Origin of the sequence: Sphingomonas sp. BK036, assembly GCF_004216825.1 — a bacterium.
Lineage (GTDB): Bacteria > Pseudomonadota > Alphaproteobacteria > Sphingomonadales > Sphingomonadaceae > Sphingomonas.
On sequence record NZ_SGXR01000006.1, the window covers coordinates 513,509 to 526,364 of the forward strand.

The window sequence follows — 12,856 nt, forward strand, 5'->3', positions numbered from 1 at the left end:
GTTCTACAGCGTCCGTTCGTAGACCTGATAGACCTTGTTCACCCGGCTCTCGATCGTCTCGGCGATCGATCGCATCCCCTGGTTGTCGTCGAGGATCCAGCCGATCTCCGCGCGCTCGGCACCGTAATGCTCGACCGAGGCGCGGCGGATATATTCGATCATCATGAAGGCGAGCTGGCTTGCCATCCGCGAGGCCTGCAAGTCCTTGACCACGCCCATAAGCGGCACGCGCACCGTCCGCACCTTGGGTTTGCGGAGCCACCACAACAGCTTGGCCCAGCCGAACGGGAACAGGCTGCCCTTCAACGGCATGATCGCCTCGTTCAGATTGGGGAGCGTGATCATGAACGCGCAGGGCCGGCCGTCGACCTCGGCGATGCGGATCAGGTCGTTGAAGACGATCGGCTTCAGCTTGACGCCGACATCCTTGATCTCGGGCGGGGTGAGCGGCACGAAGCCCCAATTGTCCTTCCACGCATCGTTGAGGATCGACAGGATGATCGCCGCCTCCTCCTCGAACTTGGTCTTGTCGACGTTGCGGATGACGATGCGTGGGTTCTTCTCGCCCGACTTGATGATGCGCTGGACGATCGGCGGGAACTGCTTCGTGACGTCGACCTCATAGGTCATCAGCTGCTTGATCGGGCGATACTGCGCCCATTCGATCCAGCCGCGGTATTCGCGCTTGGCGTGCCCCATCATGATCGTCGGCGGATGATCATAGCCGTCGATCAACAGCCCCGGCTCTTCCCAGATCGACATGCTGATCGGGCCGATCGCACGCGTCATGCCCTGATCGCGCAGCCAGCCCTCCGCGCGCGCGAGCAGCGCCTGGAAGATGTCCTGGCGTTCGGCCTCCATCAGTCCCCATTGGCCGACGCCGGGGCCAAATCCCTGCTCGGCGGGCATCGTCAGCGCGAGCGTATCGATATGCGCGGAGATGCGACCGACCACGCGGCCATCCTCCTCGGCGAGGAACTGCTGCACCTTGGCATGGCTGAACCAGCCATTCTTCTCGGGCGTGATCAACCCGAGCGCCTCCGACTTCAGCGGCGGCACCCAATTGGGATCGTCGGCATACAGGCGGAACGGCAGATCGATGAAGATCTTGCGATCCTTCAGCGTCTCGACCGGTCGAATGTTGATGTTAGCCATGTGTCGTTCCCGATTACGCAGTCGAGCGTGTCTAGCCAGCACGGCGGATAAAGGCGAGAGTGACATGGGTCATCGTAAAATCCTGTCAGGGTGATCGTGTTTCCTTGGAGCGGTGGCAGCGGCACGGCCTGTAAATGCCACGCTGTGGCCACTATCTTCGGGCAATGGATATGCCCATGGACACCTCGCTCAGCCTCGCTCGCGGCACGGCCGCTCCCGTTCCAGCCACACCCGTCGCGGGTGCCGGGGTGGTGCGTATCGCCGACGACAAGGCGATGCTGCGCGCGGCCGCGGATCTGACCCGCGATCTCGTGAAGCCGCGGCCGTCGGTCTATTGGGGCGACCTGATCGCGTCGGTCGCACTCGGCTATGGCGCGCTCGTCGTGGCGGCGACGAGCGGTTCGACCGCGGTCGTGGTGGTCGCCGCGATCGTGTCGGTGCTCGGGCTGTACCGCGGGTTGAGCTTCATCCACGAAGTCAGCCACATGAAGCATGCATCGGTGCCGAACTTCCGGTTGGGCTGGAACATCCTCGTCGGCGTGCCGATGATGACGCCGTCGTTCATGTATGAGGGCGTCCACAACCTGCACCACGCCAAGACCCGCTATGGCACGGTCGAGGATCCCGAATATCTGCCGCTCGCGCTGATGAAGCCGTGGACATTGCCGCTGTTCATCGTCGTGTCCGCGCTGGCACCGATTGCGCTGCTGATCCGGTTTGCGATCCTGTCGCCGCTGTCGCTGCTGTCGCCCAAGCTGCGGACGATGGTGGTCGAGCGCTATTCGGCGCTGGCGATCAATCCGCAATTCCGTCGTCGTGCGCCGGAGGGCGAGGCAAAGGCCTATTGGAACCGCCTCGAAGTGGCCGCGAGCCTGTGGGCGATCACGCTGATCGGGATCACCGTGGCGGGCGTACTGCCGCTGCGTGCGTTCCTGACGATCCTTGGCGTGGCATCGGCGTTTGCGGTGCTCAATCAGGTTCGCACGCTGGTTGCGCATCTGTGGGAGAATGACGGCGAGCCGATGACGGTGACCGCCCAGTATCTCGACACGGTCAACGTGCCGCCGCCGGCGCTGCTGCCGGCGCTGTGGGCTCCGGTGGGCCTGCGCTATCATGCGCTGCATCACCTATTGCCGGGGCTGCCCTATCACGCGCTGGGCGAGGCGCATCGCCGGATCTCGGCGGAGTTGGATGCGATGTCGCCCTATCACAAGGCGAACTATCCCGGGTTGCCGGGGCTGGTCAGCAAGATCGCGCGCAGCACGATGGTCCGCCGCTAAAACTGGCCTCCCGCTGCGGCGGGAGGGCAACAGCCGGATTATTCCTCGGAGCGGATCAGCACCGCTTCGCCGATCAGGAAGAACAGCAGGAACGGCGCCCACGCGGCGAGGAACGGCGGGTAGGCGCCGAGATTGCCCATCGCCAGCGCGAAATTGTCCGCGACGAAGAACGCGAAGCCCAGCGCCATGCCGATCACCGCGCGGACGAACAGCTTGCCCGAGCGCGCGATACCGAAGGCCGCGACCGCGCCGAGCAATGGCATCAGCACCGACGACAGCGGCCCCGACAACTTGTGCCACAGTGAACCCTCGAGCGCCTTGGTGGGCCGGCCTGCGTCGGACAGGTCGGCGATCGCGGCCTTCAGTGCGCCGAACGATAGCCCGTCCGCATCGACGCTCGCCAGCGTGAACTGATCGGGGCGAACATCCTTGCCGATCACCACGGAGCCTAGCTTGGTATCGGCGCCGCGCGCGACGTCGAACCGGGTCGCAGGGCCGACCAGCCAGCCGCCGGCAGGGGCGCGCTTGCCATGATCGGCGCGCAGGATCGCGACGAGATTGCCGCCGGTGCGATCGTACAGCGTGATCCCGCCAAGCCGCGTCGCGTCACCGCGGCCGCGGATCTGCGCCACCTCGATCAGGTCGTCGCCGTCGCGCACCCATACATTGGCGCGGTCGCCGCGATCGATCGGCAGCTTGCCGTAATTCACCTTCTGCCACTGGTTGAGCGTCGCGGTCGCGCGCGCCACCACCCGGTCGTTGAAGACGAAGCTGATCACCGCGACGCCGAGGCTGGCGACCAGCAGCGGCGCGAGCACCTGGTGCGCGGACAGGCCCGAGCCCTTTAGCGCGACGATCTCGCTGTTCTGGTTCATCGTGATCAGCGTCAGGATCGTGCCCAGCAGCACCGAGAAGGGCAGGAAGCGCGACACGATCTGGGGTACGCGCAGCGACACGTACTGCCACACCTGCGCATCGCCATTGCCGGGAAAGGCGAGGATGTCGCCCGACTCGCTCAACAGGTCGAGCGCCTGGAGGACGAGCACGAGCGCCGCCAGCACGGCGAACGTCCGCAACAGGAACATCCGGCCCATGTAGATCGCGACCGTGCGCGACGGGAAGAAGCTGACGGTTTTCATGCGGCCTTGCTCTTGCGGAAGCCCGGAATGCGTTTCGTGATGGCCTTGAACGTCTTCGAGAAGACGCGTTCGAGCGCACCGATCGGCTGGCCGCCGGGGACATAGGCGATCGTGTAGTACATCCACAGGATCAACCCGGCGAAGATCGTGAACGGCACCCACAATGCGACGATCGGATCGATCCGGCCGAGTTCGCCGACATCGGCGGCGTACTGGTTCACCTTGTGATAGGTGACGATCATCACGATCGACAGGAACACGCCGAGCGCGGACGAGGATCGCTTGGGCGGTACGCCGAGCGCGAGCGCGAGCAGCGGCAGCAGGAACATTGTCGCAACTTCCGCGAGGCGGAAATGGAATTCGGAGCGGCTGCCGTCGCGCTGCTCCAGCGTCGCGCCGCGCTGGCCCTGCTTGGCGAGTTCGGGCAGCGTATATTCGAGATTGCGCCCGCCGCGGACCCGGAAGCTCTCGAACTTGGGCAGGTTGATCGGCAGATCGTGGCTGGTGAAGGTCAGCACGCGCGGCGTCTTGAACTCGGGCCGGTTGTGGACGAGCGTGCCGTTGGCGAGCCGGAAGATGATGACGTTGGGATCGTCGGTCGCCAGGAACTTGCCCTTCTCCGCGGTCACCCCCAGCCAGTCGCCATTCTGGCTCTGCGCATGGACGAAGATGCCCGACAGCTCGCGGCCCTTGTCCTTGCTCTCCTCGATCCGCAGCGTCATCTTGCTGCCGAGATTGGTGAACTCGCCGACCTTGATCGACGCGCCGAGCGCGCCCGTGCGCAGCTCGAACCGCAGCCCCTCGTAATAATAGCGTGCGATCGGCTGGACATAGCCGACGATCGCGAGGTTCAGCAGCGCCAGCGCGATCGTGTACATATAGGGCACGCGCAGCAGCCGGTTGTAGCTCATGCCGACGCCGCGCAGCACGTCGAGCTCGGACGAGGTCGACAGCCGGCGGAACGCGAGCAGGATGCCGAGCATCAGCCCGATCGGAATGCCGAGCCCCAGATATTCGGGCAGCAGGTTGGCGAGCATCCGCCAGACGACGCTGATCGGGCCGCCCTGCGTCGCGACGAAATTGAACAGCCCGAGCATGCGATCGAGCACGAACAGCATGACGGCGATCAGCAGCGTCGAAAACAGCGGCACCGCGATCAGCCGGGCCATGTAGCGGTCGATGGATTTCATGCGCGGATAGGGCTCGGTATGCTGGGTCGAAGGGGTATAGGGGGGCGTAGCCGAGGCGTCATCCCCAATCGCACCGCAATGGGTTGTACGTCGCCAAGCCCTTATTCCGCCGCGATCCGCTCGCGCGGCGCGGGGGAGGGGGCGCGTTCCGCCGCCAACGCCGCGAAGACCGCGCGTTCGAGCCCGTTGAGCGTGAAGGGTTTGCGCAACACGTCGTGCCCGCCGAACTGCGCGACGTTCACCTCGCCCGCAAAGCCGGTGACGAACAGGACGGCGATATGTGGATAAAGCGGGCTGAGCGCTGCGATCATCTCGGGGCCCGTCTGGCGCGGCATCAGCACGTCGGAGATGATGAGCCCGATCGACGGGTTGGCCGCGAGCAGGGCGGGCGCGGCGAGCGGATCGTCGCACGCGATGGCCCGGTGGCCGATCTCCTCCAGCGCGCCGATCGTCGCGGTCAGCACGCGCGGATCGTCCTCCACGACCAGGATGTCGAGCATTGCCGCCGCCGGTACGACCGGTGCGACGTTAGTCGACACCGGCAGTACGGACGCGGGCAACGCCACGGCTACGGCGTCGGCCGTGCGGGGGAGGTAGAGCGTGACCGCGGTGCCTTCGCCGGGTGCCGAGGCGATGGTTACCTCTCCCTCCAGCTGCTGCACCAGCGCGAAGATCTGGCTGAGCCCGAGACCCGTGCCCTTGCCGACGTCCTTGGTGGTAAAGAATGGCTCGAACACGCGCTCGGCAATGTCGGGCGTCATCCCGCAGCCATCGTCGACGACGCTGATCGTGACATATGCGCCCGCCGCGCACTGGCCGACCTGCCCCGCCGCCAGCGTCGCGGAGCCGGTGGCGATCGTCAGCGTGCCGCGGCCGTTCATCGCATCGCGCGCGTTGACCGCCAGGTTGAGCACCGCGTTCTCGAGCTGGACGCGGTCGGCGCGCACGGATCCGCCCCCCGTTTCCGACCGCGCGATCAGCGTGATGGCATCGCCAAGCGTGCGGTCGAGCAGGTCGGACATGCCCGCGACCAGTGCAGCGGCGTCGATCGATTCCGGCTTCAGCGAATCCTCGCGGCTGAAAGCGAGCAGGCGGCGGGTCAGCGCGGCCGCGCGGTTCGCGCCTTCGGTGGCGTTGTCGATGTGCCGGCGTGCGTCGGCCTGATCGGCACCGATGCTGCGCCGGGCAAGTTCCAGCCCGCCCAGCACGACCGCCAGCATGTTGTTGAAGTCGTGCGCGATGCCGCCGGTCAGCTGGCCGACCGCCTCCATTTTCTGGATCTGGCGCAGCTTGGCCTCCTGCGCGCGGAGTTCGGCAGTTGCGGCGGCGACCGCGGCGGTCAGCTCGGCGGCGCGCTCGCGTTCAAGCTCGGCGTCGGCCAGCGCGGTCGCGCGCTCGCCGACCGCGCGGATCGTGAACCAGCCGAGCAGGATCGCGCCGAGCACCAGCAGCACGCCGAACACCGCCAGCACGCGCGCAACCCGGCTCGACCGATCGACCGAGCCCAGCGCGCTCGCGGTCCGCTCGTCGAGCAGCGCGCGTTCGCGGGCGATCAGCGTGTCGAGCGTGGCGTTGATCTCAATGAGCGTCGGCGCCTTGCGCGCCTGGTAATAGCGCGCCAGCGCCTGGCCGTTCTTCCCGTAGCTCGTGTTCAGCGCGGTCAGCGACAGTTCGCGCCCGCGCGCATCATAGGCGGCGCGCAGCCGGTCGATCCGTTTCTGCTGCTCGGGGTTGTCGCCGGTGATCCGGTCGAGACGGTCGATCTGCGATCCGGCAAGCACCCATTCGTCGAAATAGAGCTGGCCGAGTTGCTTGTCGCCGCTGATCACGTAGCGGCCGAGCGACGCCTCCGACCGCGCGATCGTCCCCGACAGCGTCCGCGCGAGGATCATCACGTCATAGCTGTGCGCCTGCAGGTCGAGCGCCTGGTCGCGCTGGCGGTTGGCGCTGCCGAGCGTCACGATCATCGCAACGAGCACCGCCGCGCCAAGCAGTCCCATCACGACGAGCATGATAGTCCGCCAGGTCGCTCCGCCCCCCAGGGCTGCGGTCTGGGCCTCGCTGCGCATCACCGTCCCATCCTAGCGAGTCGTTGCCCCTGCGCAATGATGTCAATTTCCGGAGAGAGGGGATTGAGTCTTCCGAGCGAGCATCGGCTCAAAGCCGCCGTCATCCTGACGAAAGTCAGGACCCAGAGCCAAGCACCGCGGCGTTCGTGACCCTGGGTCCTGACTTTCGTCAGGATGACGAGGTTCGCGTACGAGACTCACCTCCCGATCGTCAGCTGGCCTTAGTCGATCACCCCGACGGCACGGCCCGCGGCCTCGAACATGCCGAGGATCGTCGCGACCTGCGCGTCGGTGTGCTCGGCGCAGAGCGAGCAGCGGAGCAGAAACGTGCCCGCGGGGGTGGCGGGCGGGCGCGCCATGTTCACGTACAGCCCGCCCTCGAGCAGCGACTGCCAGATCGCGATCGCCTGTTCCTGGTCGGTCAGGATGATCGCGATAATTGCCGAGTCGGACGTCTCGGTGCCGAGCTTGAAGCCCATCGCTTTCAGACCCGCATGCATCGCCCGCGCGTTCTTCCAGAGCTGCGCGCGCTTGTCATGCGCGGTCATCAGCTTGCGGATCGAGGTGGCGGCGGTGGCGACGACCGAGGGGGGGAGCGAGGCGGTGAAGATGTAGGGACGGCAGGCGAAGCGGACCATCTCGAACTTCGGATGGTTCGACACGACGAAGCCGCCGACCGTGCCGACCGACTTCGAAAACGTCCCGACGACGAAATCGACCTCGTCGGTCAGCCCCATTTCCTCGTACACGCCGCGGCCATTGGGGCCGAAGAAGCCCATCGAATGCGCCTCGTCGACCAACACCATGCAGCCATGCTTCTTGGCGACCGCGACCATCTCCTTCAGCGGCGCGATGTCGCCGAGCATCGAATAGACGCCCTCGAGCACCACCAGCTTGCCGGCTTCCTTGGGCAGGCGGCCGAGGCGCTTGTCGAGATCGGCGACGTCGTTGTGGCGGAAGCGGACGATCTCGGCATTGCCCTGCTTGCAGCCGTCGTAGATCGAGGCGTGGCTGTCGGCGTCGAGGATGACGTATTCGCCCTTGCCGGCGAGCGTCGAGATGATCCCGAGATTGGCCATGTAGCCGGTCGAGAACACGATCGCGCCGGTCACGTCGTAGAACTCGCGCAGGGCTTGCTCGACGTCGACATGGTCGTGGAACGTGCCGTTGAGCATCCGGCTGCCATTGGTGCCCGACCCGAACGCGTCGAGCGCGTCCTTGCCGGCCTGGATGACGTCGGGGTCGAACGTCATGCCCATGTAATTGTAGGTGCCGAGCAGGATCGTGTCCTTGCCGCGGATCACCGCCTCAGTCGGCGACTTTACCTCGTCCATGACGATCGTGAACGGGTTACGCACGCCGGACCGCACGAGCGCCTCGCGTTCGGCGATGAGGCCGTCGAACTTCGACATCAAGTCGCGTTCGGGGGCGACCTCGGCGACGTCGAGGGGGAGGGCGTGGGCGGTGGTGGCGGCTTCGGTCATGTTCGGTTCCAGATCAGGACGGTATCGCCCCCTGCCGTTCGCCCTGAGCGAAGTCGAAGGGCTTGTGTCTCAGGTGCTTCGACTTCGCTCAGCACGAACGGGTGGGGGGTATGGACTTGCTCAGGCGGCCTTCAGTTTCGCGACCGCGTCGACCAGCTGGCCGACCGTCTCGATCTCGGCCTGCATGTTCATCGTGATGATGATGTCGAATTCGTCCTCGATCGCGGCGACGAAATCCATGACGGTCAGGCTGTCCCACTCGAGGTCGCCCTGAAAGGTGGTCGCGTCGGTCAGGGCGACGCCCTTCTTGTTGAAGGGCTCGATCTGCGCGGTGACGGTGTCGTAGATCTGCTGGCGGTCGCTCATGATAATCCCTTCGGTGTCGCCACCATTCCTGACAGGAAATTGCGGCGGCTTTTCGGCGCTATAGCAGCCCTGCGGCGCGATACCATGCGGCGGTTTGCGCCAGCGCCTGTGGGGTCGGGACCGCGGGCGTCCAGAGCGCGGGCGGGGGTGGCGCGTGCGAGACCCAGTCGGGGTGGCAGAAATAGCTCACCCGGTCGCGCGTGAGCCGCGCCTTCTTGCCGCGGACGAGGCGATCCGCGGCGGATGCCAGCAGCATAAGAGCGCGCGGGGTCGGCATCACGCGGACGGGCTTGCCGACCGCGGTGCCGATCGCGCGCGCGAAATCGCGATTGTCCCAGCCGGTCGCGACGCCGTCATCGGGCTCCATGATCGACGGCGCGGCGGGGATCTCGGCGAGCGCGAGCAACAGCGTCGTCAGGTCCTCGACATAGAGCAGCGAGATGCGCGTGCCCACCGGCGGCACGGGAACGAAGCCCGACCTGGCGGCCTTGAACACGTCGAGCAGGTCATGGTCGCGCGGACCGAAGATCGCGGGCGGGCGGACGATTGTCCAGTCGAGCCCTGATGCTTCGACGCGCGTCTCCGCCTCGGCCTTCGACCAGCCATAGTTGGACAGCGCCGGCTCACGCGCGGCGAGCGACGAGACATGGACGAAGCGGCGGATGCCGGCGAGCCGGGTCGCCTTCAGGATCGCTTCGGTGCCCGCGATATTGCCCGCGGCGAAGGCGGCGCGGTTGGCCGCGTTGACCACGCCCGCGACGTGGATGACGACGTCCGCGCCCTCGACCAGCTTGCCCAGGCTCATCGGGCGATCGAGCGCGCCTTCGATCCAGGTGACGCCGGTCCGCTTGGCCTGCGGCTTGCGCGCGAGCGCGCGGATCGTGTGCCCGGTCTCGAGCGCATGGTCGATCAGGTGGCTGCCGACGAACCCCGTGCCGCCGGTGATGGCCAGAATCATGCGCGCGTTCCCGGGGTGGACAGGGCGCGGCCGATCACAGCAGCGCCAGATGGTTGCGGTGGACCAGCGCGGATCGTGGCGCATAGCCGAGGATCGCGGCATGATCGTCGCTGTGCCGGCCGAGAAGGCGCGCGGTGTCGGCAGCGTCGTATTCCGCCAGCCCGCGCGCGATCGTGCCCGCGGGCCCCTCGATCGTCACGAGATCGCCGCGAGTGAAACCGCCGTCGATCCGGATCGCGCCAGCTGCGAGCAGGCTGCGGCCCTGGCCGAGCGCGGCCGCGGCGCCCGCATCGACATGGATCGCACCTTTCGCGGTCAGTCCGCCCGCGAGCCAGGCTTTCCGCGCGGACGCGGTGCGTTCGGCGGTGAAGAGCGTGTGGCGGGCAGAGGTGGACAATGGATGGTCGATACGCCCGGACGCGATCGCGAGCGGAATGCCCGCACCGGTCGCGATCCGCGCGGCGGCGATCTTCGAGGCCATGCCGCCCGATCCCATTCCCGACCCCGATCCGTCGTCCGCCATGCCCGCGACCGCGTCGATCCGGGGGACGCTGGCGATATGCGTCGCGGACGGGTCGGTGTGCGGGTTGGCGGTGTAGAGCCCGTCGACGTCGGAGAGCAGGATCACGCCCTGCGCACCCGCCGCCTGCGCGACTCGCGCGGCGAGGCGGTCATTGTCGCCGAAGCGGATTTCCTCGGTCGCGACGCTGTCATTCTCGTTGATGACGGGGACGACCTTGAGCGACAGCAGGCGGTTCAGCGTCGCGGCGGCGTTGAGATAGCGGCGGCGGTCCTCGAGGTCGTCGAGCGTGACGAGCATCTGCGCGGCGTTGAGCCCCTGCGCGGCGAGCAATTCGGCCCAGACCTGGCTGAGCGCGATCTGGCCGGTCGCGGCGGCGGCCTGCGCGTCCTCGAGACTCGCGCGGCCACCCTTGGCGAGGCCGAGTCGGCGCGCGCCGAGCGCGATTGCGCCGGAGGACACGATCGCGATCTGCTGGCCCTCAGCGGTGCGCGCGGCGATGTCGGCGACGAGGCCCGTCAGCCAGTCGCGTCGGACGCTACCGTCGGGATCGACGAGCAGCGCCGAGCCGATCTTCACGATCAGCCGCGCGCAAGACGACGGTGGAAACATCACTGCTCCCTCTCCCCTGCGGGGAGAGGGTCGGGGTGAGGGGTAGCCAAGCAGTGCAACGCCTGGAACAGCCCCTCACCCAACCCTCTCCCCGAGGGGGAGAGGGCTAAGCGTTGGCCTACAGCGGCGACCATGCGACCGGGACTTCGCCCTCTTCGAGTTCCTTCGCCGCACCCGGTGCCGGGCCGATCGCGCCGATCAGCTTGTCGAGCACCGCTTCGATCCCGGCACCGCTCGCGCCCGAGATCGCCATGACCTCGGCGCCGCTGGCCTCCGCCAGCTCCGCCGACAACGCCGCGATCAGTTCGGCGTCAAGCATGTCGATCTTGTTGAGCGCGACGATGACGTTCTTGTCGGTCAGCCCCTCGCCGTAATTCTCCAGCTCGTCGCGCACGATCCGGTACGATTCGGCGACGTCGGCGTCGTTCGCATCGACGAGATGCAACAGCACGCGGCACCGCTCGATATGCCCGAGGAAGCGGTCGCCGATGCCGGCACCCTCGGCCGCACCCTGGATCAGCCCGGGAATATCCGCGACGACGAACTCGCGCTGCTTGTGGCGGACCACGCCGAGCTGCGGCCGTGTGGTCGTGAAGGCATATTCGCCGACCTTGGCCTGCGCGTTCGTCACCTGGTTGATGAAGGTCGACTTGCCCGCGTTGGGCAGCCCGACGAGACCCGCATCCGCGAGCAGCTTCAGCCGCAGCCAGACCCACGCCTCGCCATAGGGCCAGCCGGTGCCGTGCTGGCGCGGGGTGCGGTTGGTCGAGGTCTTGTAGCTGGCGTTACCGCGGCCGCCGTCGCCGCCGCGGAACAGCACCTCGCGCTGGCCGACTTGCGTGAAGTCGATCAGCACCTCTTCCTTGTCCTCCGACAGCACCTGCGTGCCGAGCGGGACGCGAATCACGAGGTCCTCGCCGCCCGCGCCGGTGCGGTTCGAGCCCGAGCCGCCCGAGCCGCGTGGCGCGCGAAAATGCTGCGTGTAGCGGAAGTCGATCAGCGTGTTCAGGCCGGCGATGCATTCGAACACGATGTCGCCGCCCTTGCCGCCATTGCCGCCATCGGGGCCGCCATATTCGATATATTTCTCGCGGCGGAAGCTGACGGCACCGGGGCCGCCCTCACCCGAACGGACGTAGATCTTGGCTTGGTCTAGAAAATGCATCGCCGCCCCATAGCGAAATTGGCGAAAATCGCCAGTGTCTGCGATTCGGGTTCCGATTCGGCAACGCTCAGGCCGATGGGCTGGCGGCGGCGTCCTTGCTCGCGAGCAGCGCGTCGAGCGCGAGTTCGCGCGCCCTGGTCGCAGGCAGGCCTAGCGCGCGGGCCATCGGCGCGCCCATCAAGGCGTCGCCGAGCGCCATCAGCACCAGCGTGAGCGTCTGGTCCTGGATCGGCTGGTCGCCGGGCATGTCGCCCTCCGCGAGTTCGTCGACCAGATCGTGGATCGCGGTGAGAATCGGGTCGAGCGCGTCGGTATTGCCCGACAGGATCATCCAGCTCGCCAGCGCGCCCGCGCCGCCCTTGCCGAACGCGTCGAACGTCATCTCGACGACTTCGCGCGGGTCGAGCTCGCCCGCGCGCACCCGCAGCACCGCGGCGCCGATCGTGCCGACGATGTCTGCCGCCATCCGCGTGATCAGCGCGGTCTGCAGCGCCTCCGCAGAGCCGAAATGGTGGAGCAGATTGGCATGCGTCCGCCCGATCCGGCCCGCCACAGCCTTCAAGGTGACGGCGCTGGGCCCGCTTTCGACGAGCAGCGCGCGCGCAGCCTCGACGGCGGCGTCACGTGATTCGGTGGGGGAGAGGCGCTTGCGCGGTGGTGACGTCACGGGACGGGAGCCTATTTACATCGCTGTAAGTAAAGAATGTTGATCCCTGTTTGGAGGTTTCCGTGGGGAAAGCAACCATGCCTGCCAATTCGGGATCCCCGCTTTTGCGGGCCAACGGGAGGTGGGGAAAGTCGCCCCCTCACCAGATGCACCACCCCGGCGGAGGCCGGGGCCCAGTTGGCGGGCGGTGCCGACGGAGGTCATTGCTCCGTTACTGCACCTTCCCAACTGGGCCCTGGCCTTCGCCGGGG

General features: G+C 67.0%; 11 protein-coding genes. 1 reads left to right on the top strand and 10 read right to left on the bottom strand.

Annotation, left to right across the window (positions count from 1 at the left end):
* Positions 1 to 3: 3 nt before the first annotated feature.
* Complete coding sequence (locus EV283_RS15615) at positions 4 to 1,155, bottom strand: N-acetyltransferase (RefSeq protein WP_130326843.1); 1,152 nt, start codon at positions 1,153 to 1,155, stop codon at positions 4 to 6.
* A gap of 164 nt (positions 1,156 to 1,319) precedes the next feature.
* Here EV283_RS15615 and EV283_RS15620 point away from each other — a divergent pair, with 164 nt between their 5' ends.
* Positions 1,320 to 2,435, top strand: a complete 1,116-nt coding sequence (locus tag EV283_RS15620) for a fatty acid desaturase (RefSeq protein WP_242616001.1) — start codon at positions 1,320 to 1,322, stop codon at positions 2,433 to 2,435.
* 38 nt (positions 2,436 to 2,473) lie between these two features.
* Here EV283_RS15620 and lptG read toward each other — a convergent pair whose 3' ends face one another.
* From lptG to EV283_RS15665, 9 genes are all read right to left on the bottom strand, one after another.
* On the bottom strand, positions 2,474 to 3,574 hold the full coding sequence (gene lptG, locus EV283_RS15625) for an LPS export ABC transporter permease LptG (RefSeq protein WP_130326845.1): 1,101 nt from the start codon (positions 3,572 to 3,574) through the stop codon (positions 2,474 to 2,476).
* Positions 3,571 to 4,764: an LPS export ABC transporter permease LptF gene (gene lptF, locus EV283_RS15630; RefSeq protein WP_207223151.1), complete on the bottom strand. Its 1,194-nt coding sequence runs from the start codon at positions 4,762 to 4,764 to the stop codon at positions 3,571 to 3,573. Before lptF ends, lptG begins: the two co-directional genes overlap by 4 nt.
* Positions 4,765 to 4,865: 101 nt before the next feature.
* The gene (locus EV283_RS15635) at positions 4,866 to 6,833 is read right to left on the bottom strand and encodes an ATP-binding protein (RefSeq protein WP_130326847.1); all 1,968 of its coding nucleotides are present in this window, start codon (positions 6,831 to 6,833) and stop codon (positions 4,866 to 4,868) included.
* Positions 6,834 to 7,054: 221 nt separating this feature from the next.
* On the bottom strand, positions 7,055 to 8,317 hold the full coding sequence (locus EV283_RS15640) for an aminotransferase class I/II-fold pyridoxal phosphate-dependent enzyme (RefSeq protein ID WP_130326849.1): 1,263 nt from the start codon (positions 8,315 to 8,317) through the stop codon (positions 7,055 to 7,057).
* Between the two features lie 120 nt (positions 8,318 to 8,437).
* Positions 8,438 to 8,683 (bottom strand): acyl carrier protein, encoded by a 246-nt coding sequence (locus EV283_RS15645; RefSeq protein ID WP_055880859.1) that lies wholly within the window; start codon positions 8,681 to 8,683, stop codon positions 8,438 to 8,440.
* Positions 8,684 to 8,741: 58 nt separating this feature from the next.
* Positions 8,742 to 9,641: an NAD(P)-dependent oxidoreductase gene (locus tag EV283_RS15650; RefSeq protein ID WP_130326851.1), complete on the bottom strand. Its 900-nt coding sequence runs from the start codon at positions 9,639 to 9,641 to the stop codon at positions 8,742 to 8,744.
* A gap of 34 nt (positions 9,642 to 9,675) precedes the next feature.
* Positions 9,676 to 10,773, bottom strand: coding sequence for a glutamate 5-kinase (gene proB / locus EV283_RS15655; RefSeq protein WP_130326853.1), 1,098 nt, complete (start codon positions 10,771 to 10,773; stop codon positions 9,676 to 9,678).
* 118 nt (positions 10,774 to 10,891) lie between these two features.
* Positions 10,892 to 11,938, bottom strand: coding sequence for a GTPase ObgE (obgE, locus tag EV283_RS15660; protein ID WP_130326855.1), 1,047 nt, complete (start codon positions 11,936 to 11,938; stop codon positions 10,892 to 10,894).
* Positions 11,939 to 12,005: 67 nt separating this feature from the next.
* Entirely contained in the window at positions 12,006 to 12,605 is a 600-nt protein-coding gene (locus EV283_RS15665) for a TetR/AcrR family transcriptional regulator (protein ID WP_130326857.1), read from the bottom strand.
* Positions 12,606 to 12,856 lie beyond the last annotated feature (251 nt).